General features: G+C 63.0%; 21 protein-coding genes. 6 read left to right on the top strand and 15 right to left on the bottom strand.

The features are described from left to right. Window positions 1-18 precede the first annotated feature (18 nt). Window positions 19-981, bottom strand: a complete 963-nt coding sequence (gene lipA, locus AC6H4Z_RS19185; RefSeq protein WP_497543572.1) for a lipoyl synthase — start codon at window positions 979-981, stop codon at window positions 19-21. 128 nt (window positions 982-1109) lie between these two features. Continuing rightward, the gene (locus AC6H4Z_RS19180; RefSeq protein ID WP_497543571.1) at window positions 1110-2153 is read right to left on the bottom strand and encodes an NAD(P)/FAD-dependent oxidoreductase; all 1044 of its coding nucleotides are present in this window, start codon (window positions 2151-2153) and stop codon (window positions 1110-1112) included. 90 nt (window positions 2154-2243) lie between these two features. Between AC6H4Z_RS19180 and AC6H4Z_RS19175 the strand changes: the two genes are divergently transcribed. After that, complete coding sequence (locus AC6H4Z_RS19175) at window positions 2244-2462, top strand: hypothetical protein (protein WP_497543570.1); 219 nt, start codon at window positions 2244-2246, stop codon at window positions 2460-2462. A 94-nt stretch (window positions 2463-2556) separates the two neighbouring features. Here the strand turns inward: AC6H4Z_RS19175 and AC6H4Z_RS19170 are convergent, their stop codons facing one another. Genes AC6H4Z_RS19170 through AC6H4Z_RS19160 form a run of 3 tightly spaced genes read right to left on the bottom strand, consistent with a single transcriptional unit; the run spans window position 2557 to window position 5032 of the window. Continuing rightward, window positions 2557-3492: a GSU2086 family protein gene (locus tag AC6H4Z_RS19170; protein WP_497547067.1), complete on the bottom strand. Its 936-nt coding sequence runs from the start codon at window positions 3490-3492 to the stop codon at window positions 2557-2559. 17 nt (window positions 3493-3509) lie between these two features. Continuing rightward, window positions 3510-4295: a DUF3108 domain-containing protein gene (locus AC6H4Z_RS19165; protein WP_497543569.1), complete on the bottom strand. Its 786-nt coding sequence runs from the start codon at window positions 4293-4295 to the stop codon at window positions 3510-3512. Continuing rightward, window positions 4292-5032: a glycosyltransferase family 2 protein gene (locus AC6H4Z_RS19160; protein ID WP_497543568.1), complete on the bottom strand. Its 741-nt coding sequence runs from the start codon at window positions 5030-5032 to the stop codon at window positions 4292-4294. The genes AC6H4Z_RS19165 and AC6H4Z_RS19160 overlap by 4 nt, the downstream gene beginning before the upstream one ends. Window positions 5033-5356: 324 nt before the next feature. Between AC6H4Z_RS19160 and AC6H4Z_RS19155 the strand changes: the two genes are divergently transcribed. Further along, window positions 5357-6085, top strand: coding sequence for a hypothetical protein (locus AC6H4Z_RS19155; protein ID WP_497543567.1), 729 nt, complete (start codon window positions 5357-5359; stop codon window positions 6083-6085). A gap of 5 nt (window positions 6086-6090) precedes the next feature. Here the strand turns inward: AC6H4Z_RS19155 and AC6H4Z_RS19150 are convergent, their stop codons facing one another. Beyond that, complete coding sequence (locus AC6H4Z_RS19150; protein WP_497543566.1) at window positions 6091-6822, bottom strand: gamma-glutamyl-gamma-aminobutyrate hydrolase family protein; 732 nt, start codon at window positions 6820-6822, stop codon at window positions 6091-6093. A gap of 76 nt (window positions 6823-6898) precedes the next feature. On the opposite strand from AC6H4Z_RS19150, the gene AC6H4Z_RS19145 reads away from it, so the two are divergent. Together AC6H4Z_RS19145 and AC6H4Z_RS19140 are read left to right on the top strand one after the other, a co-directional pair. Next, the gene (locus tag AC6H4Z_RS19145) at window positions 6899-7459 is read left to right on the top strand and encodes a hypothetical protein (protein ID WP_497543565.1); all 561 of its coding nucleotides are present in this window, start codon (window positions 6899-6901) and stop codon (window positions 7457-7459) included. A gap of 113 nt (window positions 7460-7572) precedes the next feature. Continuing rightward, window positions 7573-9183, top strand: a complete 1611-nt coding sequence (locus AC6H4Z_RS19140) for a BamA/TamA family outer membrane protein (protein WP_497543564.1) — start codon at window positions 7573-7575, stop codon at window positions 9181-9183. 165 nt (window positions 9184-9348) lie between these two features. Here the strand turns inward: AC6H4Z_RS19140 and AC6H4Z_RS19135 are convergent, their stop codons facing one another. The 7 genes from AC6H4Z_RS19135 to AC6H4Z_RS19105 form a co-directional block, all read right to left on the bottom strand. Next, a complete protein-coding gene (locus tag AC6H4Z_RS19135; RefSeq protein ID WP_497547066.1) occupies window positions 9349-10893 on the bottom strand; it encodes a peptide MFS transporter in 1545 nt (514 codons plus the stop codon). Between the two features lie 79 nt (window positions 10894-10972). Next, complete coding sequence (locus AC6H4Z_RS19130) at window positions 10973-12064, bottom strand: ABC transporter ATP-binding protein (RefSeq protein ID WP_497543563.1); 1092 nt, start codon at window positions 12062-12064, stop codon at window positions 10973-10975. Then, window positions 12061-13077, bottom strand: coding sequence for an ABC transporter ATP-binding protein (locus AC6H4Z_RS19125; protein WP_497543562.1), 1017 nt, complete (start codon window positions 13075-13077; stop codon window positions 12061-12063). The genes AC6H4Z_RS19130 and AC6H4Z_RS19125 overlap by 4 nt, the downstream gene beginning before the upstream one ends. Then, entirely contained in the window at window positions 13070-14002 is a 933-nt protein-coding gene (locus AC6H4Z_RS19120) for an ABC transporter permease (protein WP_497543561.1), read from the bottom strand. The genes AC6H4Z_RS19125 and AC6H4Z_RS19120 overlap by 8 nt, the downstream gene beginning before the upstream one ends. Beyond that, a complete protein-coding gene (locus AC6H4Z_RS19115; RefSeq protein ID WP_497543560.1) occupies window positions 13995-14957 on the bottom strand; it encodes an ABC transporter permease in 963 nt (320 codons plus the stop codon). Before AC6H4Z_RS19115 ends, AC6H4Z_RS19120 begins: the two co-directional genes overlap by 8 nt. Window positions 14958-14960: 3 nt before the next feature. Next, window positions 14961-16631 carry a peptide ABC transporter substrate-binding protein gene (locus tag AC6H4Z_RS19110; protein WP_497543559.1) on the bottom strand — a complete coding sequence of 557 codons (1671 nt, stop codon included), beginning with the start codon at window positions 16629-16631 and terminating at the stop codon, window positions 14961-14963. Between the two features lie 53 nt (window positions 16632-16684). After that, a complete protein-coding gene (locus tag AC6H4Z_RS19105) occupies window positions 16685-17407 on the bottom strand; it encodes a lipoate--protein ligase family protein (RefSeq protein WP_497543558.1) in 723 nt (240 codons plus the stop codon). Window positions 17408-17529: 122 nt separating this feature from the next. Here AC6H4Z_RS19105 and gcvP point away from each other — a divergent pair, with 122 nt between their 5' ends. Next, window positions 17530-20436 (top strand): aminomethyl-transferring glycine dehydrogenase, encoded by a 2907-nt coding sequence (gcvP, locus tag AC6H4Z_RS19100; RefSeq protein WP_497543557.1) that lies wholly within the window; start codon window positions 17530-17532, stop codon window positions 20434-20436. Between the two features lie 178 nt (window positions 20437-20614). On the opposite strand, the gene gcvH is transcribed toward gcvP, so the two are convergent. Both gcvH and coaE read right to left on the bottom strand, forming a co-directional pair. Beyond that, a complete protein-coding gene (gene gcvH, locus AC6H4Z_RS19095; RefSeq protein ID WP_497543556.1) occupies window positions 20615-21001 on the bottom strand; it encodes a glycine cleavage system protein GcvH in 387 nt (128 codons plus the stop codon). A 69-nt stretch (window positions 21002-21070) separates the two neighbouring features. Then, a complete protein-coding gene (gene coaE, locus AC6H4Z_RS19090) occupies window positions 21071-21709 on the bottom strand; it encodes a dephospho-CoA kinase (protein WP_497543555.1) in 639 nt (212 codons plus the stop codon). Between the two features lie 99 nt (window positions 21710-21808). Here coaE and folE point away from each other — a divergent pair, with 99 nt between their 5' ends. Continuing rightward, on the top strand, window positions 21809-22411 hold the full coding sequence (folE, locus tag AC6H4Z_RS19085; RefSeq protein ID WP_497543554.1) for a GTP cyclohydrolase I FolE: 603 nt from the start codon (window positions 21809-21811) through the stop codon (window positions 22409-22411). Window positions 22412-22413 lie beyond the last annotated feature (2 nt).

The raw sequence follows: 22413 nt of genomic DNA, 5'->3' as shown, positions 1-22413 counted from the left end.
ACCTCTAGCGCTTGGTGTCTAGCGCCCAGCCCCAGCCGCCACCACCTGCTCCCACGCATGGTAGCTGGACCGCACGAGCGGGCCCGATTCCACGTGTTTGAAGCCCATTGCCATTCCCACGTCGCGCAGGTGACGGAATTCGTCAGGCGTCACGTAGCGATCGATCGGAATGTGCGAGTCGGACGGACGCAGATATTGGCCCAGCGTGAGGATGTCGACGTCGACAGCGCGCAGGTCGCGCATGACGATCTCGACTTCTTCCAGCGTCTCACTCATTCCCAAGATGATGCCGGTCTTTGTCGGGATGTGCGGCGCAATGCGCTTGGCGGTCCGAAAGATCTGCATCACGCGCTCGTAGCGTCCGCCTGGGCGGCACTTTTTGTACAGGCGCGGGACTGTTTCGGTGTTGTGATTGTAGATGTCGGGGCCCGCCTCGAGCACGGTTCGAATCGAGTCTTCGTTGCCCTGAAAATCGGGAACGAGGACTTCGACTGAACAGTCCGGAAGGCGCTGTTTGATCTGACGAATCGTCTCGGCGAAGATGTAAGCGCCGAAGTCCGGGAGATCGTCACGATCGACCGACGTGATTACGGCGTGGCGGAGGTTCATTTCGGCGATTGCCGATGCCACGCGCGAGGGTTCTTCAATGTCGTACTTCGGGGGACGGCCATGGGCGACGGCGCAGTACGCGCAGTTTCGCGTACAGACGTCGCCGAGCACCATGAAGGTGGCAGTGCCATGCTCCCAACACTCGCCGACGTTGGGGCAGTGTGCCTCTTCGCAGACGGTATGGAGATCGAGGTCCCGCATCAGCTGCTTGAGCCGAAGGTAGTTGGGACCTCCGGGAGCGCGAACCTTCAACCACCCCGGCTTTCGCTCGGGAAGCGGTTCTACGCGGTGTCGGCCGGTTATTTGGTAAAGCGTATCGCCCATGAGCCTCGCGGCGAAGTGATAGCGGGCAAAGCGCTTCTGCGAGCTCACCAGCGGCGCTCATCGCGAAGCCCTATGTCCGACGGACCGCGAAATCTACCCCGGTCGTATTGGCGCTGGTAGGACCGAATAACCCGCGACGAAACGGTTGTGGGGTTAGCGAATCCGAGAGACAGAAGCTACGCGAAACGGGCGACAGAAAACGGCGTCAAATCCCACTCCGGCCCCACCCCCAGAACGACCGCTGCGACCGCCTTGGCGGTCGCTGGCGCGAGCAGGATTCCGTTCTTCGAGTGGCCGCAGGCGTAGACGAGGCTTGGTTGGTCAGGGTCGGCTCCGATGATGGGGAGCCGATCCGGAGTCGCGGGTCGGAGCCCGGCCCAGCGCCGGGCGATCGAGGCGCTCTCGAGTGCAGGAACGAGTTCAGTGGCGGCGCGCCTGAGTCCGTCGATCGCATCGTCCGTCGTCGTGATGTCGAAGCCAACATCCTCGACGGTCGCTCCCACGGCGATCTCGCTGCCGCGCGGAACGAGGTAGATATCGTCGCCCATGACTGGGTGGCGAATGGCGTCGGAGTCGAGCGACAGCATCTGGCCCTTAAGCGGGATGACGGGAATCGCTCGCGGCAGCCCCGCGATCCTCGTCGACCACGCGCCGGCAGCGACGACGACATAGTGGGCGCTGAGTATACGCCCGCTCATGAGCGTGACAGACGGATGTGTTGCCTCGAGGTCGACGCGAACCACTTCGTCGTTCTCGATGTACTGAACGGTCGATTCTCGCTCGACGGCGCGGCGCAGCGCGGCGACGAGCCGCACGTTGTCTATGGCGCCGTCGCGCGCGTGGAAAACCGCACCGGGGCGAGCGCCAATGCCGGGTTCGAGCGCCGTGAGAAGGCCGGGCGAGAGAGTAGAACCGCTTACGCTGTGCGCGGTCGAAAGGTCGATCAGGCCAGTAAGAAGCTGCAGCTTGGGATCGAACTCTCGCAGTGCGTCGATCAACGGCGGGTAGAGATCCAAGCTCGCGTGAAAGAACTGGGCGACCTCGGCGTTCAGTTGGCCGACTGAGGGAGCGAGCAGCCCAGCCGCTGCGCCAGATGCGGTGCCTTCGCGCTTGGCGCCGACGAGCGTGCAGGAAATTCTCGCGCTAGCGAGCTCATACGCAGTTGACAGACCGATCACGCCGTCGCCGATTACCACGGCGTCTGGCAAGCGCGAATTCATGCCGTTGCCGGTCGATACTCGGTGAAACCAGGACTTGTCGACCGCCGTACGCTTCTACGAGAAGTACCTTCGACTTTTGGGAGACCGGCAATGCTCCGCACAATCTTTTCGATCGGCCTGTTTGCGGTTCTCGGCTTGGTCGCACTCAAGTTCATCTTCGGCATCTTCGGCTTTGCCGTCGGCATCTTTCTGTGGCTGTTCTTCGTGGCGCTGAAGGTCGCGCTGGTGGGACTCGTGCTGTACTTCATCATCCGAATCGTCAGTCCCGATACGGCGCGGAAGCTTCGGGAGCGCTGGTCTGGAGTCTGAGAAATGGGCGCTAGGTACTACGTGTTAGGCGCTAGGTACTAGGCGCTAGAAATTCGGACTGGCGGGCGCTCACGCGCCCGCCTTTTTTTGTGCGCTAAACTGCGGAGAGTCTTTCAACCACGGCCCACGCAAGTAGCGGCACCATGATTTCGTGGTGTCCGGTGATCTCGTAGCCCTTGCCGCTCTCCAGCGTGGGGCGCTGCACGACATTCACGCGCGGGCGATAGTGTCGCTGCATGTCGAGATCTACAGACACGAAGTTGCGTGGGCTGCCGTCGTTGAGATTGCGCGCGACCGTCAGCGCCTTGAGAAAAACCTCAGGCATGATCACGGCGCTGCCGACGTTCAACACAACACCGCCGTCGTCGATGTCCTGCAGCGACGCGGCGAGACGGCGGAAATCGCGGTGACTCGTGTCGCCGATGGCGGCGCCATTTGCCGCCGGGTGCTGATGGATGATCTCAGCTCCAAGCGCCGCGTGAACCGTGGCGACGACACCGAGTCGAAAGGCGTTGAGCAGAACGGACAGCTCGGGATTGACGAGATCCGACCGCGCGTCGAGCGCTCGCCCGACAGCTTCGCCCATGCCCTGTTCGGCTTTCATGCCGCGCGTGAACGCGTCATTGAGCTCGCGACCGGTCTCATCCGCCATGCCGAATGTGCCATCGCGCAGGCCCGCGGCGACATCCTCGGACGTCGCACCAAAGCGCGCGACTTCGTAATCGTGAATCGCCGCTGAGCCGTTCATCGCGAGGTGCGTGACGATGCCGCGACGCACGAGATCAATGATGATCGGCGCGAGGCCGGTCTTCACGACGTGGCCGCCGAGCATGAGTACGACGCCGCGCTTGCGGGTCGCAGCGTTGGCGATTGCGTCGACGACAGCGCGGAAATCGCGCGCGACGAGAACGTTTGGAAGCGCGGCGACGAAGGCGGCGAACGAACGGTCAGCGCCTGGCGGGTGAGCGAACTCGGACGCGCTCACCTTGTTCGGTCGGCGGGCTACCGGGATGGTTCGAACCGCCGACAGGTCCGCTTCGCGCGGACTTAGTGGTGCGGTTTGGTGATCCGGTTCAGCGGGGCGGTCTTCGCCGGGGACGGCTGGTACGATTTGAGGAAGAGGCTGAGGGATCCAAAGCTGAGCTTCGACTTCATCTGCAGCATGATGCGATTCTCGTCGTCCGAAAGCCAGACCTCGGCGTTTCCGCCTTCGGAGAACAGCTTGGACGCGAACATCGGCTGGACGACGATTGCGGCGAACTTGCCAGCCGGCACTTCGATCGTGTCGGCCCGCAGGACTCGCAGGCGAACTGGATTTCCCTTCGCCTTGAAATAGTCGTTGAAGCTCGTGTCCATTCCCACGCGCAGAGGAAGCGTTCGGATGAAGTACAGAAAGGACGCTTCGTCGAGCGGATGCTCCACGCTCTCCTGCGGTTCCTTTTTGTCTTCGATGTACTCGCGCTTGTCGGGATAGATCTCGTAGTGCCGCTTCGGTTCGTAGCTGCCTTCGTCGATGTCCTGCCAGTAGCGAAGCGACGCGAGCGTGCGCATGTCGAACCACGCCTCGTACTTGTCCTTCACGCGATAGAACGGAATTCCGCCACGAATGTTGAACACCGTATGCCACGTGTCGTGGCCGCGCACCGTGTCCATCGGCATGACTTCCATGTCACCCGAGCCAACGGGCAGCTTGCCGAACTTGACCTGATACTCCAGCCGCTCACCAACGCCGAACGGCACGGGTTTGCTGGCGGTATGCGAAGTATCCTGTGCCGCGACCGGAAACGCGCTGACGAGCAACGTCGCGAGGAGGCGGCCGAAGCCTCGGATCATGATCCAGCCTTTCGCGGGATCGACGTTCGCCGGGCGCGGAAGAGCGCGAGACCGTCGGACCACGGACGGATGCGCGTCTCTCGTGCGCGAACGTCGTAGCGAGACTCGAGCGGCACTGCCTCCATGCGCCGCGCGAGCGGCGCGGTGCGGCGGAGCAGGTCGAGATTCGCGGCCCAGCCTTGGCCCTGCACGATCGGTGCGTCACCCGATTCCTTGATCAGATCGCGGATCAGGGTAATGCGATAGAGTCGCAGCGTCCCGAACGGATCGGTCACGCCAGGTACGGCTCCCGCGGCTCGCATGGCCCAACCGGCGACCCACTTGAGGCGACGCACCGGAGTGGGCGCCAGCGGCGAGATCGTGCGTTCCGCTACCACCAGATCGGCGCCGCCCTCAAAGCGCTTGATCAGCTCTGGCAGGTGCTCGGGCTGATCGGTGAAGTCGGCCTGCAGCGTGATCATCGCGTCGCGTCGCGGATAGCGCGTGCGCGCTGACACCTCGCGGGCGAGCGCATCGAGCGCGCGATCGTAGCCAAGGTGCTCGCGACCCCCGAGCACCGTAAGCGGCATGACGTCGCGGTATGGTTCGAGCGTTTCCGCGGTGGTGTCAGTGCTTCCATCGTCGTAGACGAGGACTTCGTATTCGCGCGAGTACTCCTGGAACACCTTTCGGATGCGCCAGAGCAACACGCCAACGGTCTGTGCTTCGTTGAATGCGGGAATGCAGATGTACAGCACGAGTCCTCGGGAGGTTCGACGGCCGCGATCGCCCGAAGAAAGCTAGGGACGGTGTGATCTTCGGACCACCCAGCCATGCAGCCCATCCACGGCTGTTCCCCCTGTAATACACGTTCCGCTAGCGGCGGGTCCGTCCGTCGCGGACTGCGCGTGGCCTCGCTTTCCCGCGTGCCGCTGGCACGGTTCGCGACATAGTGGAGTCGGTGAACACAGGTGAATTGGCAGTTTCGCCCCCCGAGTGCTGCCGAGTTTCTCCCCACCGCTTGGACTTTTGTGCGTCCAGGCCGATACTCCCGGTGTATGACTGGGTGAACTGGAGGAGAGATGATTCTCGCCGACACGCGTCATCATTTGACCCGCGACGATGCACAGCTCGCCGCGCGGATTCTGGCTCGAGACTCGGGCGACGAGCTGTCTACGCTCGAGTCGCGCATTGCGGATGAGGGGATCGACGCAGTCCTCGACGATCCGCGCTTACCGGCGGCACTGCTTCGCCATCCGCGTGGCGCACACGCGTCATTTACGCTCTTCGCGTATGTGATGGTTCGTCACGCGCTCCGCAAAGCGGGCGAAGGCGACCGCGCACTCGCCGATTACGTGAGTGCCATCGTCATTCACTTCGGCTTCCGCGATCGCGCACATCGCGTTGGTGCCGGCGACGACGAAGTGTACGATGCCATCGCTCAACTTTGCGGCGATCTCGATGATCCCGACGCGCGCCGGCGATTCCTCGTGCAGACGCATCTCGGAAACTATGCGCTCTGGCTGAGTGGCATCTTTCCGGATTACATCGAGCAGCGTCGTTGGCGACGCGGCGGCCCCGATCTCGACTACTACGAGGAAATGGGACGACTCGGCTTCCAACTCGCCGCCGACCATCGCCTCGCCGAGGAGCACGGACTGTCGTCGCTGTACGCGTCGGCCGCGGACCGCTTTGGCGTTCTACGTTGTGCGCTCAACGCGGTGAGCGACACGCTGTTCTTTCCATCGGTTCAAACGCCAGAGCGCTTGATGCGCCAGGTTCTGGACGAAGCGCGTTGGCGCGTGACCTGAAAATCCTAATCGCGGCCAGCTGCGCGCACCGCGTCGGCAAAGCCAGCGAATAGACGGCGATCCCAGTCCTCCGGGGTCGCCGTCAGCTCTTCTGGGTGCCACTGGACCGCGAGCATCCACCAGGCAGGATCGCGGGCCTCCACCGCTTCGACAATTCCGTCCTCACTCACGGCGCTCACACGCAGACCTTGGGCAACGGTCGCCACGGCCTGATGGTGAGAGGAGTTCGTGCGAATGTCGCGTTCCCCGATCACGCGTTCGAGACGCGACGCCGGCTCAATGGCCACGCGGTGAACACGGTCGGCGCGCTGCTCCGAGGCGTCGTGGTCGACCGCGCTTGGCAGTTCCTCGGGAATGTGCTGCACGAGTGTCCCACCCAGAGCGATGTTCATCACCTGGGCTCCACGACAGATTGCGAGCGTCGGAACGCGTCGTTCGTACGCGGAACGCGCGAGGGCGATTTCGTAGGCATCGCGCCCGGGATGGGCCGCGCCGGTTTTTGGGTGCGGAGCTTGCCCGAAGAGCGCAGGATCGACGTCCTCGCCACCCGTGAGGACCAGGCCCGCGACATCCCGCAGGGAGGCCACCGCCAGCACGGGATCGAGCGGGGGAAGGATGACCGGTATGAGCCCGACCGCCGCCAGTGCGTCGGTATAGGCCTCGTTCACGCGGACGCGGGAACGACCCCGAATGATTTCGGTAGTAGCGGTGACGATGACAAAAGGCGCAAACGTCATGGGAGCGTGTTCGGTTGCGTTGCGACTAACACGACCTATATCGTACACCGGTTCGCCACACCGAGCCAACGCACCGATGGTATTCGACGGTTTTCGACGGTCTTTCGACGATTTATTGAGTCGCGCTACTCGCCCCGAGGAGCGCCGGATCGTGGCATCCCGTATGAAAGACACGCTCGTGCAGGCCCGGATGGGCTTGGACGACTTGCGCCAAGGCCTCGAAAAGGCTCGCCAGCGGCTCACCAGCGAGCAGCAGGAGCTCGAGACCATCCGTCGTCGCAAGCAGTTGGCCGAGGGGATCAACGACCGCGAAACGGTGGACATTGCCGCGAAATACGAGGAGATGCACGTCGAACGCGTCGACGTTCTCCGGCAAAAAGTGACCGCCCAGGAAGCGGAGCTAATGCTGGCCGAGCGCGACGTCGACGCGATGTCAGCCGAGCTCAAAGCCGTCATGGCGGGCACCGACCCGCGGGCGCCGGCTGCCGCCGTGCTCGACGAGCAGAACGATCCCACGGCCGAATCAGGCAAGCTGCGCGACGAGATCGACTCGCTTGGTCGCGCGCGTGCCCACGCGGATCGTGAGGCGGACGCGGCGCGGCGCCTCGACGAGCTGAAGCGTCGGATGGGGAAATAGTCATCTTCGGTTCACGGTATTGTGCGGCGGCGGCATTGTCGGTCGTCGTCGCGGCGAGCGCGAAAGCGCAGGACACGAGCGTTGTCCGGTGTGCCGGTCAGAGGATCGCCGGCGTGTCGATTCATTCGGCCGCGCCGAGCGTCGCGATTTTCAAGCGTGTTCCGACGCTGGCGAAGGTTGCCAGCGCGGTTCACCGCACGACCGATCCTGACGTCATCAGTCGCTTTCTGTTGCTGCACGAGGGCGATCGCTGCGTCGAGCTGAGACGCGCCGAGTCTGAGCGCATTCTTCGCGCGCAACCGTTCATTGCCGAAGCGCAAATTCGTGTCGTGCGCGATTCGGCCGATGAAGTCACGCTCGACGTGCGGACCACGGACGAAGTCGCGCTCGTTCTCGGCGCGGCGATTGGCGGCGGCAGCCCGCCGCTGCGTCTCCTGCGCGTGGGCGACGCGAATCTCGGTGGCGAAGGAATTTTTCTCGCAGGCGTGTGGCGAGATGGCGGCGCGTTTCGCGATGGCTTCGGCGCCCGGTTCGTCGACAATCAATTCCTGGGACACCCGTACACGCTCACCGCCGAGGGATATCAGAATCCTCTTGGCGACGAATGGCTCGTCGACATGACGCACCCGTTCTACACGGACATTCAGCGCTTTGCCTGGCGTGGCCGCGCCGGTGCCGTCGACGACTACGTGCAGTATCAGAACGACGTCAATTCGAGCCATGCGATTCGTGTCGCGCGCAACTATTTCGACGTCGGCGGTATCGTGCGCGTCGGCCCTCCTGGCCGATTGAGTCTGTTTGGCGCGTCGATCTCAGGCGACGACGAGCGTCCGGCGTCTACACCCGTGCTGATCACCAACAAGGGCTTCGCTCCCGATACGGGTTCACAGCTCATCAATCGATTCGTGTCGCACCGGATCGCGCGCGCGAACGTACTGTGGGGCGTGCGCGACATCGGATTCGCTCGCGTGGTCGGCTTCGATGCGTTGACTGCAACGCAGGACATGCCGGTCGGCTTTCAGCTCGGCACGATGTTCGGGCGCAGCTTATCGGTGCTCGGGTCGCGCGACGACGACATTTTCATGGCGGGCGACCTCTACATCGGCGCGGTTGGTCGGAACAACGCGCTGCGCTTTCAGCTTCAGGGCGAAGGGCGTCAGAGCAACGACGACAACGGCTTGTGGGATGGCATTCTCACAAACGCGCGCGCGGTGGAATACATCAAGGCTGGCGTATCGAACACGGCGACCGTCTCGCTCGAATTCAGCGGCGGGTGGCGTCAGCGCATTCCGTTCAACCTGTCACTGAGCGATCCCGATGGCGGTGTTCGCGGCTACGCCGCATCGAACACGCCTGGCGGACAGCGTTTCGTGGCGCGCGTCGAAGATCGTCAGTTCGTCGGCCGTCCGAACAACTGGGGAGATCTCGGCTTCGGCGTGTTTGCCGACGCGGGCCGCCTCTGGGCTGGCGACATTCCGTATGGCGTGAACACGCCGATCCGCACCGCGGTGGGCTTTAGTATTCTTGGAACCGTCCCACCGGCATCGGCCCGTATGTGGCGGCTCGACCTCGCCTTCGCCGTGAATCCGGAAGACCACGGCCACCACATCGAGATCCGGTTCGGGAATACGGACAAGACGACGTTCTTCCTGCCCGAACCGTCGGACATTGCGGCGACGCGTGAACGCACGGTGCCGTCCAGCATTTTCCGGTGGCCGCGGTAACGACTAGGCGCTAGGCACTAGGCGCTAGGCGCTAGAGAATCGGAAGAAGATTTATGTGATAACGGCCCCGGGCAAACCCATCTGCCCGAGGCCGTTCACATATGGAACCAAGTCCGAATCTCTAGCGCCTAGTGCCTAGTGCCTAGCGCCTAGCACTTCCACTCCTCACGCCGCCCGCACGTCCTCAGTGTTCTTCATCATTCGTCGGATCGGAATAGCCAGAACGGCGAGCAGGGCCGCGGATGCAAACAGCGCGACGGTCGTTCCAGTAAAGAGCGCCGGAGTCTGCTCGAGCTTTTCTGGATCGACATTACCGCCGACCAAGCCGGCGATCAGGTTGCCGACTGACGTCGCGAGGAACCAGATGCCCATCATCTGTCCGACGTATTTGCGTGGCGAAAGCTTGGTCATCGACGACAGGCCGACAGGACTCACACACAGTTCGCCGAGGGTCTGGAAGAAATAGCTGATCGTCAGCCACCACGCAGACACTTTCAGCGCGCCCTGGCTCGCGACGAGCGCGTTCGACGGTGGGATCATGAGCGCGAATCCGATTCCGGCGAACGCGAGACCGAGCGCAAACTTCGCGGGACTCGAGAGTTCGAAACCGCGCTTCGCCATCCACAGCCACACGCCTGCGAACACCGGCGCGAAGATGATGATGAACGCCGAGTTGATCGATTGGAACCAGGTCGCCGGAACCTCGAACCCGCCGATGTTGCGACGGGTAAAGTCTCGCGCAAACAGGTTCAGCGACGTCGGCGCCTGCTCGAACGCTGCCCAGAAGATGGCGGAGAAGACGAACAGGACGAAGATCACGAGCACGCGCTTCTTCTCATCGGTCGACAGACCGCCGGCGGAGAAGATGTAGCCGAAGTACAGCACGGCGAGTCCGACGAGGATGAACGTCATGTTCGACGCAATCGCTTTCGGATTGACCGTCACCATTCCGGTCGCAGCGGCAACGACCACCGCGGCGAGAAGCGCCACACCAATCCACAGCATCAGCTTCGCTCGGCCGATTTCACGAGCCTGCGCGACCGGATCCGGGTTGCGCGTGATGTCGAGGCCAAGGTGGCCGAGCGTTTTGGGAGCGCGAATGGCGTAGGTGATCAAGCCGAGCAGCATGCCGACGCCCGCAGCGCCAAAGCCCCAGTGCCAACCAACCGATTCTCCCAGCGAGCCGGTGACGATCTGGCCGAAGAAGGCGCCCGAGTTGATCCCCATGTAGAACACCGAGAAGCCGGCGTCGCGACGAGCACCGCCCTCAGGGTACAGATCGCCAACCAGCGCCGAGATGTTGGGCTTGAGCAAGCCCGTGCCCAGCACGATGAAGATCAGACCGAGAAAGAACGGCACTCGCCCATGAGCAAATGCTGATACACCAATCGAGATATGGCCGAGCGAGATGAGCAGGGCGCCGACGAAAATGGCGCGGCGCAAACCGAGGATGCGGTCGGCGACCCAGCCGCCCGGAAGCGATGCGAGGTACACGCTCGCTGCGTAGATGCCGACGATCGACGAGGCCTGCGTGCGGTCGAAGCCGAATCCGCCCTGGGCGAGCGCGGCCGACATGAACAGGACGAGGAGCGGGCGCAGTCCATAGTACGAGAACCGCTCCCACATCTCGGTGAAGAACAGCGTCGACAGCCCGCGCGGGTGGCCGAAGAAGCCGCGATCGTCCTGCGGATTTCGGAAGCCCGGTGGCATCTCGTCGTGGGTGATCGTGCCCGCGGCGGGTTGATCGAACACGTTCTTGTTCGAAGTCGTCATCAGTCCGGTCCGTGAATCAGGTTTGCGAGGCGATCACCGGGAGGTACCGAGCAGGAGGCTTCGTACCGCCAGCCGCTTGTTGCACGCCCCAGTCTACCCCTGTGGGCGGTTGTTTGATGCAAGCCGCCCAGTGCCCGGGCGCCTTTTCTTCGAGCGGCGGCACGATCTGCGCGCACGCCGCGTCCTTGGCTGGATGCTGACAGCGCGGATGAAACACGCATCCCGACGGCGGATTCGCCGGCGACGGCACGTCGCCCGTGAGCACCACGCGCGTTTTCTTGACGGTTGGATCCGCGACCGGCACCGCTGACAGCAGTGCCTGCGTGTACGGCATCAACGGCTCGCGATACAAATCCTCTGACGTCGCCAGCTCGACGATCTTGCCGAGGTACATCACCGCAACGCGATCGGCGATGTGTTCGACGACTGAGAGATCGTGCGCGATGAACAGATATGCGAGTCCGCGATCGCGCTGAAGGTCCTGCATCAGGTTGATCACCTGTGCCTGGACCGACACGTCGAGCGCCGAGACTGGCTCGTCGCAAACGATGAACGTCGGCTCGACAGCGAGTGCGCGCGCAATGCCAATGCGCTGACGCTGTCCGCCGGAGAATTCGTGTGGGTAGCGCGACACGTACTCCGAGCGAAGTCCGACCTCATCGAGCAGTTGCTTCACTCGAGCGTCGGCGGCCGCCCCTTCGGCGAGCTTGTGGATCGTGAGTCCTTCTCGCACGATCGCGCCAACAGTCATCCGCGGATTGAGCGACGAGAACGGATCCTGGAAGATTACCTGGATCTTGCGCCGCAGCTTGCGCATCTCGCTCGAGCCGAGTGAGACGAGATCGACGCCGTCGAACTCCACCGATCCTGCAGTGGGTTCGATGAGGCGAAGGATCATGCGGCCAGTCGTCGACTTTCCGCAGCCCGATTCGCCGACGAGGCCGAGCGTCTCGCCCGGCATCACGTCGAATGAAACGCCTTCGACCGCGCGAACCACTCCGGCGGGTTTCCCGAACAGACCTTTTCGCATCGGGAAATGCTTCACGAGTCCGCGCACCGAAAGGAGCGGCTGCTTTTCAGTCGGCGTGTATCGCACCGGAGCTGTCATGTGCGCGCGACCATTGGATCGTGCTTCTCGGCGCGGCGCTGTGGCTCTTCAGCCAAATGACAGCGCGACGTATGCGATGCACCGATCTGATACAGCGGCGGATGCTCAGTAGCGCAGCGCTCCCACGCATACGGACACCGATCGTGGAAGCGACAGCCCTTTGGCCATGCTGTTGGCGGAGGAACTGAACCCGGAATCGTCGCCAGTCGTTCGCGCTGCTGACCAACCTGCGGCATCGCGCTCAACAAGCCCTCGGTGTAGGGATGATGAGCGCGCGCGAACAGATCGTTGACTGATGCCTCTTCCACGATTTCGCCGCCATACATCACGATGACACGCGACGCCGTTTCGGCCACGACGCCCAAGTCGTGCGTGATGAGCAGGATCGATGTGCCGAAGCGTTGTTGGAGATCGCGGAGCAGCTCGAGGATCTGCGCCTGAATGGTGACGTCGAGTGCCGTGGTCGGCTCGTCGGCAATCACCAGTGCGGGATTGAGCACCAGCGCCATGGCGATGACGACGCGTTGCCGCATCCCGCCCGAGAGTTGATGCGGATACTCGTCCGCACGCTGCGCAGGAGACGGAATGCCGACCGTCTCGAGCATTTTCACCGCGCGGTCCCACGCTTCCTTCTTCGTGCCGGCATGGTGCACACGAACGACCTCGGCGATCTGCTCGCCGACCTTGAAGACGGGGTTCAGAGCGGTCATCGGCTCCTGGAACACCATCGCCATGCGGGCGCCGCGGATTTCACGCATCTCGCGTTCGTCGAGCGACGCGAGGTTCTTCCCCTCGAAGTGGATTTCGCTGCCCGGCTCGATTCGTCCGGGTGGACGCACGAGCCGGAGAAGCGAAAAGGCCGTAACCGATTTACCACACCCCGACTCGCCGACTACACCGACCGTTTCGCCTGCGCCGATTTCGAAGCTGACGCCGTCGACCGCTCGGGCGACGCCGTTCTCGGTGTAGAAGTAGGTGCGAAGGTCGTGAACGCGAAGAAGCGGCTCAGCCATTCTCCGATGATTGAGTGCGAGGTCCAGCGGACGCGAGCGCCGTCATCGACGACAACCCGCCAGCGCCGTGAAGCTGCCGCGGATCGAGGACGTCGCGCAAGGCGTCGCCGAGCACATTGAAGGCCATGGCCGTCCCGGCGATGGCGAGTCCGGGGAAGAGTACCAGCCACCAATTGCCGATATACGCGTCGACACCGTCCTGGAACATCGTACCCCAACTGGCGTCGGGCTGCTGCACGCCCACTCCGAGATAGGAGAGGCCGGCCTCGAGGAGAATGACATTGCCGACGGCGAGCGTGGCCGTAACGATGACTGGGGCGAGCACGTTCGGCAGAATGTGGCGCCAGAGAATTCGAAAGTCTGGAGCGCCCAGCGACCGCGCCGCGGCAACGTAGTCCAACTGTCGGGCGGCCAGCGTTTCGGCGCGGACGAACCGCGAAACGCCAAACCATCCTGTCGCACCGATCAGTAGGATCAGCCTCGGCAGTCCGACGTGCGTCCAGAGCGTGAGCGCAGCGAGGAGCAGCAGAACGCGAGGGATGGCGAGAAACCCGTCGAGCACACGCATCATGATCGAGTCGACGCGCCCGCCAAAGTAGCCGGACACGAGTCCGTAGCCGGTTCCCAGCGTCATCGAAAACAGAACCGCGAGGGTGGCGATCGAGAGCGAAAGCGTGGACCCAGCGAGAAAACGCAGCGACACGTCGCGACTGTACCGATCAGTGCCGAGCGGGTGTGCCCAGGAAGGCGGTTGACTCTTCATCCCGACAATGTCGAGCTGCTGTCGAATCGCATCTCTCGGGATCAAAGCGCCAATCAAAGCGGCAATCACGAGAAGCGCGACGACCACGAGCGCTCGTCGGCCAGACGGATGCGCAAGGAGTTTTCGCCAGACGGACGAGGTCGAACTCTGCGTGCTATGCACGGACGCGCGGGTCGATGGCCATCTGCAGCGTGTCAGCGACGAAATTGCCGACGACGACCATGATCGCGCCGACAATCACCGTTGCGGTGACTGTATCGTAGTCGCGCGTCGACACGGCGTTGGCGGCAAGTTGCCCCATCCCCGGCCAGTCAAACACCGCCTCAACGAACACGGTGCCACCGAGAAATGCCGGAAGCATGAGACCGAGCAGCGTGACCATTGGGGTGAGCGCCGTTCGCAGTGCGTGCCGCCAGATCACGTCGCGCTCGGGGAGTCCCTTCGCGCGTGCAGTGCGAATGAATTCGGACGGAAGCGTTTCGAGCATCGCGGCGCGTTGAAAGCGCGACACCCCGGCCATCGTCACCACCGTCAACGACGCGACCGGAAGCACGAGGTGTTTTACGCGGTCGACGAACGCTTCCCATGGGCCGAAGTAGTCGTGCAGCACAGGATCGACGATGTGCCCAGCAGGGAAGATCGGCCACCAGTGCGCGAATATGAGAAGTATCATGATCGCCGCCCAGAAATCAGGGAGCGAATAGAACCACAGCAGCACGGTGGAGCTAAGTCGATCAAACCAGGTGCCGACGCGCACGGCCTGCAGTACGCCGACGACAGCACCGAGGAAAAAGGCCAGAACGAACGAGAGGCCGGCGAGCAGCAGCGTACGCGGAATCGCCTGTGCGAGGGCCTCTGACACGGGAACGCGTCGCGAGAAGGACCAGCCCATTTCTCCGTGCGCCACGTTCACGATGTAGCGCACATACTGCTCCCACAGTGGCTTGTTGTAGCCGAATGCCTCGCGGAGATGCGCGTGCAACGCCGGCGTCATTCCAGTTCCGTCAAACGAAAATGGATCTCCCGGCGCGGCGCGGATGACGAAAAAGCTGATCGTCGTCACGATGAGGACGACGATCAGCGATTGCCACAGCCGTGCGACGAGGCGTCGCCGCACTGGTTAGGGCTTCGTGGGCCTGAGGCCGATGCGATCTCGGTCGATACGCCGTTCTGTCGGAATCGACCAGTCTGCGAGGTTCGCCCACCAGGCATCCGTTCGGAACTGCGCGACGTTCACTCGGCGATGCACGCCGAAGATCGTGGCCATGTCGTAGAGGAAGATGGCGGGCGCGTCGTCGGCGATCGCTTGAAAGGCACGCGACGAATACGCGCGCATCTTCGCGGGATCGAACGATCCGGTGGCACTGTCCAGCAGAGCGTCGACCTTCGGGTTCGAGTAGCGGAGGAAGTTCTGACCCCCGGCACTCATGCCAGCCGTGCCCCAATTCTGCCGCGATCCTGCCGGACTGGGATCCGGATTGAACGCCCAGAGAATGGTGTCGAAGTCGCCGCGCAGGGATCGCTGATAGGCAGCGCCGGCGTCCAGAGCGTCGATGTCGGCCTGCGCTCCGATTTTGCGGAAAGCCTCCTGGAGAAGCACCGCATAGCGCTGACGTGGACTGCTCGACGTGAGGGCGATGATGCTGAAGCGCAGCGGACGGCCGCCCTTTGAACGAACGCCGTTTGCGCCAACACGCCAGCCGGCTGAATCGAGCAACGCCTTCGCTGCAGTCGTATCGAATGGCGGGAGGTGAATGGTGCTGTCAGCATACGGCACAGTCATCGGGAATGGGCCGTGCGCGAGATGCCCCGTCGTATCGAAGACGTTCTTCAACATCGACGCGCGGTCCACCGCCATCGATAATGCCTGACGCACCCGACGATCACTCAAGACCGGATGCGGTTTGGTCTTCGAGGTGCGCTCGAATTGGTTCATTGCCAGGAACACGTAACCCAGGCTCGGAAAGACGATCTCCCGCGCGACCGTGCTCTTTTCCAATTCGGGTGCGCGGTCGATGGGAAACGCTTCCATGAAATCCGCCTGACCCGTCAGGACCTGCGTAGACGCGGTCGGCGGAATAGCCGGTGCGAAGATGACCCGATCGAGGAGCGCGCGACCACGGTAGTTGGTCGTGTCGGCGACGAGCTCGAGTCGCACGCTCGGCTCCCATTTCACGAAACGAAAACGACCAGTTCCGATCGGAGTGCGCGTCTGCGGCGCGGTGCGGAGATCCTTCGCGGCAATCGATCCGTACACGTGCTCCGGGACGACGTACACCTGGAACGCCACGTCATAGAACTGTTCGGGCGTGCGCTTCTTGAACCACACGACGGGCGTCAACGAGTCGCGGATCGAGACGGAATCGATGTTCGCGACGAGTGGGCGGACAGGAGAGCCGACCGTGGAATCGCTATACGCCCACACGCTGTACTTCACGTCGCGAGCGGTGACGGGCTTGCCGTCGTGCCAGCGCGCACGCGGATCGAGCGAAAACGCGATCGACAACGAGTCGGGCGCCCATTCCCATTTGGTGGCGAGGCGGGGAGTGAACCCCTTATCGCCAATCGTCTGCATGTCGGACTTGATATCAGCCAGTTTGTCGAAGAGTTGGTCCGACACCTGACGGCCGGTCGCGTCGTTGACGAAGATCGGGAGGATATCGTTCGCGTCACCAGCCGGAGCGACGATCAGCGTTCCGCCGACCGGCGATTGGGACGAAGTCGAGCTTTCCTTCGACTTGCACGCGGCCGCGAGAGCCAGCGTTGCGAGCAGGAGGCGAGTTGGGCGCATTGAACGGGAGCGGTTGGGCGGGAAAGAGACGTAAAGGTCCGGGGTCGGACGCATCATCGTCGCCAGGTCCAGGCGTCGTCTACGTAACGGACGACGAGGGCCGAGGCTCGGGCACGAACTTCGTCGTCGAGATCGAGCGGTGTCGCGTTCGGATCTTCGATGGTGCGCACCGCATTCGCCAGGGCAGCGGCGAGATCCTCGATCAATGGCGTGCGCCCGAGGATGTCGGCTAGGGTGGCGGGCGCAGGAATCGTCCGGCCGCCGTCGATGGCGTACCGCGCGAGTCTGGTCTGATCGTCGGCCACCAGGATCGACCCGTGCTGGAGCAGTGCGTCGGCCGTGCGCCACTGGGCGCTGCCGGCGAGCTTTTGACCGTCCACCATCACTTCGCCGGCGGATGGGCGGTCGAAGCACGGGGCGTCGCCGGGCGCCATGGTGCGTTGCTCGGGCAACGCCAATCGCGCCTGAACCCCGAGCGCGCCGAGGGCGTGCAACAGGAGTCTGTTGATCCGCTCGTACGACGTCCGAAGATCGCCGGCCGTCGACAACGGCGCGGTAACGCTGTAGGTAATCTCGCGGTGGTGCAGAATCGCTCGGCCCCCGGTGGGACGGCGAACAACGTCGATCGCGTCGTCGCGCAGCCGATCGAGGTCATATCGGCCACGGGCGGTCTGATTCCGGCCAAGCGACATCGTCGGAGTGCCCCACGAGTAGACGCGAAGGACCCATTCGCCAGTTGCGGCGGCTCGGTACATCAACGCCTCATCCAGTGCCATATTTTCGGCTCCGCGCGCGGGCGGAGTCGTGATGAGGCGCCAGGACGGGCCAGGGAAATCCATTCCGGCGAAGCTGGTGTGAGAGTCGAGGCGCGTGGCTTGACCCTAACATAAATTCAGGGATGACCAATCAAAACAAGGTGTTGTCGGCCGAGAGTGCGATGAGCTTCGTGCCGCGGCACATCGGTCCATCGGACGCTGACGTTCGCGCGATGCTCGACCTCTTGGGTTATGACACGCTCGACGCGTTGATCGACGCGACGGTGCCGGCGGGAATTCGCCTCCAGCGCCCGCTCGACATCCACAAGCCGATGTCAGAATACGAGGCGCTGTCGAACCTCCGCACCATCGCCCGCCGCAATCAGATTTCGCGCTCGTACCTCGGCCTCGGCTACTACGATTGCGTTACTCCGCCGGTGATTCAGCGGAACATTCTCGAGAATCCGGGCTGGTACACGGCGTATACGCCATATCAGGCTGAGATCGCACAAGGTCGGCTCGAGGCGCTGCTGACGTTCCAAACGATGGTGATGGATCTGACGGGCCTCGAGATCGCGAATGCGTCTCTGCTCGACGAGGGAACGGCCGCGGCTGAGGCGATGGCTCTGTCGTACGCGGTGCATGGAAAGCCCGGCAAGGAGACGTTCTTCATCTCCGACGAGTGTCATCCGCAGACGATTGACGTCGTGAAGACGCGCGCCCACGCGCGCGGCGTATCCGTCGTCGTCGGCGATTGGCGCAAGGCGCCACTCGGTGCTGAGGTCTTTGGCGCGCTGCTCCAGTATCCGGCCACAGATGGAGCCGTGTACGACTATCGCCAGTTCTGCGAACGTGCCCATGCCGTTGGCGCGCTGGTGACGGTTGCAACAGACCTGATGAGTCTCGTGCTGCTCACGCCGCCAGGTGAATGGGGCGCAGACGTGTGCGTCGGCAACTCGCAGCGCTTTGGCGTTCCGCTGGGCTACGGCGGTCCGCACGCTGCGTTCTTTGCGACGAAGGATGAGTTCAAGCGCCAGTTGCCTGGACGAATCATTGGTGTGTCGCGCGACGCCGACGGAAAGCCTGCGTTGCGCATGGCGCTGCAGACGCGCGAACAGCACATCCGTCGTGAAAAAGCGACCAGCAATGTGTGCACGGCGCAGGTGCTGCTCGCCGTGATCGCGGGCATGTATGCCGTGTGGCATGGTCCGGAGCGTTTGACGGCGATTGCGACGCGCATTCACGAAATGGCTGCGACGCTTGCTGCTGGCGTGGAGAAGCTGGGTTACTCGCTCTCGAGTAACGATTACTTCGACACGATTTGTGTTGAGATGGGGCAGCGTCCGGCAACGGACGTCATCGGTGCGGCGCGCGGTCGCGGAATCAACCTGCGCGCGCTTGGCACGTCGCGCGTCGTCGTTGCATTCGACGAAACGACGACTCCGGCGGACGTCAACGAGCTTCTCGAGATTTTCGCGGCGGGCATTGGTGACGCGCCGACGTTTGAGGGCCTTTCGAGTTCCGTCGATACGCGGTACGACGAACGCTTCTCGCGGACGACGCCGTTTCTCACGCACTCGGTCTTCAACAACTATCACTCTGAAACCGAGATGCTTCGCTACCTGAAGCGTCTCGAGACGAAGGATCTGTCGCTGACGACGTCGATGATCCCGCTGGGGTCGTGCACGATGAAGCTGAATGCCACCGCGGAGATGTATCCCGTGACGTGGCCGGAGTTCGGCAAGATGCATCCCTTCGCCCCCGTCGAGCAGACGAAGGGCTATCGTGAGATGTTCACGCGTTTGGAAAAGGCGCTGGCCGAGATCACCGGATTTGCTGCGGTATCACTGCAGCCGAACGCGGGATCGCAAGGTGAGTATGCGGGTCTGCTCGTGATTCGGCAGTATCACGAGTCGCGCAACGACCTCAAGCGGAACGTGTGCTTGATTCCGCAGTCGGCGCACGGAACGAATCCCGCCAGCGCCGTGATGGCGGGCATGAAGGTCGTGGTCGTGAAGAATACCGAGGCCGGCGACATCGACATGGCCGACCTCGAGGCGAAGGCCAACGAGTACGCAGACAGTCTGTCTGCGTTGATGGTGACTTATCCATCGACGTATGGCGTGTTCGACGAGTCGATTCGCGACGTCTGCCGAATCGTCCACGAGCACGGCGGCCAGGTGTATCTCGACGGCGCGAACATGAACGCGATGGTTGGTCTGGCGCGCCCGGGCGACGTTGGCGCCGACGTATGCCATTTGAATTTGCATAAGACGTTCTGCATTCCGCATGGTGGCGGCGGTCCGGGCATGGGACCGATCGGCGTTGCGGCGCATCTCGTCGACTTCCTGCCCGGGAATCCGATCGTGAGCACCGGTGGCGCACATGGCGTGGGTGCTGTATCCGCCGCGCCGTGGGGCAGCGCGAGCATTCTACCCATCTCGATGATGTACATCGACATGATGGGTGGTGAAGGCCTCACGCAGGCGACGAAGGTTGCGATCCTCAACGCCAACTACATCGCGAAGCGTCTCGAGCCGCACTATCCCGTGTTGTACAAGGGAAAGAACGGCATGGTCGCTCACGAATGCATCGTGGATCCGCGCCCGCTCAAGGCGTCCGCCGGTGTGGAGGTCGAAGACATCGCCAAGCGGCTGATGGACTATGGCTTCCACGCGCCGACGGTGTCGTTCCCGGTGGCCGGCACGTTGATGATCGAGCCCACGGAGAGCGAGTCGAAGGCCGAGCTCGATCGGTTCTGCGATGCGCTCGTGTCGATTCGCGAGGAGATTCGCGAAATTGAATTAGGGATCGCTGATCGTCAGGACAACCCGCTCAAGCATGCACCGCACCCGCTCGGGCGCGTGCTGTCAGACAAGTGGCAGCATGCGTACGGCCGCGAGCGCGCCGCGTTTCCGGCGCCATGGACGCGCGAGCACAAGTTCTGGCCGTCAGTGGGCCGTGTGGAGAGCGCGTACGGAGATCGGAATCTGGTCTGTTCGTGCCCGCCGACCGATGCGTACGTCGAGGAACCGACCGCCAGTCATTAGCGAGTGAGGCGTACGGCGGCAGTAGGCACTAGGCACTAGGCACTAGGCACTAGGCACTAGAAATTCGGAAGGATCTATATGGCGAACGGCCCCGCAGAGATGTCTCCGCGGGGCCGTTCATCCATCAAACACGAGTCCGAATTTCTAGCGCCTAGCGCCTAGCGCCTAGCGCCCAGCGTCAGCCCAGATGCGCGCCGTACGTATCCGCATTCATCAGGGCGGACTTTTCGCCGACATCCTTGAGGCGAACCTTCACCATCCAACCGTCGCCATAGGGCGACGAGTTGACGAGGGCCGGCTCCTTGTCCAGGCGGTCGTTCACCGCCACGACCTCGCCGCTGATTGGTGAATACAGTTCCGACACCGCCTTCACGGCCTCAACCGTTCCGAAGACGTCGTGTTTGGAAAAGCTCGCGCCAACTTTCGGCAGCTCGATGAAGACGATGTCGCCGAGCTCGCCTTGGGCGTAATCCGTGATGCCGATTGCGACCACGTTCGGGTCGTCGGTCGGCTTCACGTACTCGTGGTCTTCCGTGTACAGCAGGTCCTTCGGAATATCAGACATGAAGCGGGAAGCGGGGCGTGAGTAGCGAACGTGGGTAAGCCCCGAGTCTACCCGGGCCGAAAAACAGTGTCAAGGAAGAATCGCCGCGCTCCGTCCCTGCATGCCGTCGGTCGCATCGTGCATGAGCGCCGCCCAGACATCATGGACCCGTCGCTCGAGGTGCGTGAGCGTCCCATCGTTGTCGATGACGAAGTCGGCCCGCGCACGTTTGAGCTCAGCCGGCATCTGCGCGGCAATCATGTCCATCGCTTCCGTCTCGCGCAGGCCACGCTCTTTGACGAGACGTTCCAGCCGCACCGCACGATGCGAGTCCACGAGCACGATTCGGTCGAAGCGATCCGTCATGTGCCGCTCGAACAGCAGCGGAATGTCGCAGATCACGACGCGATCGCCGCGCTTCCGCGCCTGATCGACTAAACGGATGCGCAGCCGCTCGACTTCGGGGTGGACGATCTGGTTAAGTTCTTCGAGCTGGTCGTGGTCAGCGAACACGACGCGACGCAGGGCTGCGCGGTCGAGGTGGCCATCCGGGGAAAGCACGTCCGCCCCCCACCGCCGCACGATCTTGTCGAACGTCGCGGTGCCCGTTTCCACGGCTCGACGAGCCAGGATGTCGGCGTCGATGATCGTGGCGCCGCGCTCGGACAGCATTTGCGCGACCGTGGACTTCCCGCTGCCAATGTTGCCCGTGAGTCCAACCAGGAGCATGACGGATTCCTTTCTCGTAGTCCGGCGCCAGGACTGCAACAGGCGAGCCCAAGCTACCGGCCAGGGAATTCGGCGTCAACGTCACAGGAGGGAGAAGGAGTGACCGCTTCCGTAGAACAAGGCCTCGGGGACGAGGCCTGGAACGAAGAATTCCGCCAGCTCATTCGACGCCAGATCGAGCTCATCGGAGAAGATCCCGACCGCGAGGGCCTACAACGAACGCCACAGCGCGTGGCGTCATCGCTTGCCTGGCTCACCCGCGGCTACGAGATGGACGTCCAGCAGGTGATCGGAAAGGGCATCTTCGACGCAGAAGGCGCGTCGAACATGGTCATGGTTCGCGACATCGAGCTGTACAGCCTGTGCGAACACCACATGCTCCCGTTCTTCGGAAAGGCGCACGTCGCCTACATCCCGAACGGCAAGATCGTTGGCCTGAGCAAACTGCCGCGAGTCGTCGAAGTATTCGCCCGACGCCTGCAGGTTCAGGAGCGTCTCACCGAACAGATCGCGCAGGCCATCGACGACGCGCTGCATCCGCAGGGCGTTGGCGTCGTGATCGAGGCGTATCACCTGTGCATGATGATGCGCGGCGTCGAAAAGCAAAATTCCAAGACGATTACGAGCGCGGTGCGCGGACTCTTTCGGTCGGATCAGCGAACGCGCGATGAGTTCCTCACGCTCGCATACGCGCCGCGCTGATC

This window comes from Leucogemmata humicola, assembly GCF_055379415.1.
The sequence above is the reverse complement of the archived record's forward strand: the minus strand, read 5'-3'. Positions and strand labels throughout refer to the sequence as shown.

Excerpts from the sequence above, each read along its gene's own strand:
- gcvP (WP_497543557.1), top strand. The coding sequence starts at position 17,530 with ATGACCAATCAAAACAAGGTGTTGTCGGCCGAGAGTGCGATGAGCTTC.
- coaE (WP_497543555.1), bottom strand. The coding sequence starts at position 21,709 with ATGCTCCTGGTTGGACTCACGGGCAACATTGGCAGCGGGAAGTCCACG.
- AC6H4Z_RS19155 (WP_497543567.1), top strand. The coding sequence starts at position 5,357 with ATGATTCTCGCCGACACGCGTCATCATTTGACCCGCGACGATGCACAG.
- AC6H4Z_RS19150 (WP_497543566.1), bottom strand. The coding sequence starts at position 6,822 with ATGACGTTTGCGCCTTTTGTCATCGTCACCGCTACTACCGAAATCATT.
- AC6H4Z_RS19110 (WP_497543559.1), bottom strand. The coding sequence starts at position 16,631 with ATGCGCCCAACTCGCCTCCTGCTCGCAACGCTGGCTCTCGCGGCCGCG.
- AC6H4Z_RS19145 (WP_497543565.1), top strand. The coding sequence starts at position 6,899 with ATGGTATTCGACGGTTTTCGACGGTCTTTCGACGATTTATTGAGTCGC.
- AC6H4Z_RS19180 (WP_497543571.1), bottom strand. The coding sequence starts at position 2,153 with ATGAATTCGCGCTTGCCAGACGCCGTGGTAATCGGCGACGGCGTGATC.
- AC6H4Z_RS19130 (WP_497543563.1), bottom strand. The coding sequence starts at position 12,064 with ATGACAGCTCCGGTGCGATACACGCCGACTGAAAAGCAGCCGCTCCTT.
- gcvH (WP_497543556.1), bottom strand. The coding sequence starts at position 21,001 with ATGTCTGATATTCCGAAGGACCTGCTGTACACGGAAGACCACGAGTAC.
- AC6H4Z_RS19175 (WP_497543570.1), top strand. The coding sequence starts at position 2,244 with ATGCTCCGCACAATCTTTTCGATCGGCCTGTTTGCGGTTCTCGGCTTG.
- AC6H4Z_RS19135 (WP_497547066.1), bottom strand. The coding sequence starts at position 10,893 with ATGCCACCGGGCTTCCGAAATCCGCAGGACGATCGCGGCTTCTTCGGC.
- AC6H4Z_RS19125 (WP_497543562.1), bottom strand. The coding sequence starts at position 13,077 with ATGGCTGAGCCGCTTCTTCGCGTTCACGACCTTCGCACCTACTTCTAC.
- AC6H4Z_RS19105 (WP_497543558.1), bottom strand. The coding sequence starts at position 17,407 with ATGGCACTGGATGAGGCGTTGATGTACCGAGCCGCCGCAACTGGCGAA.
- AC6H4Z_RS19165 (WP_497543569.1), bottom strand. The coding sequence starts at position 4,295 with ATGATCCGAGGCTTCGGCCGCCTCCTCGCGACGTTGCTCGTCAGCGCG.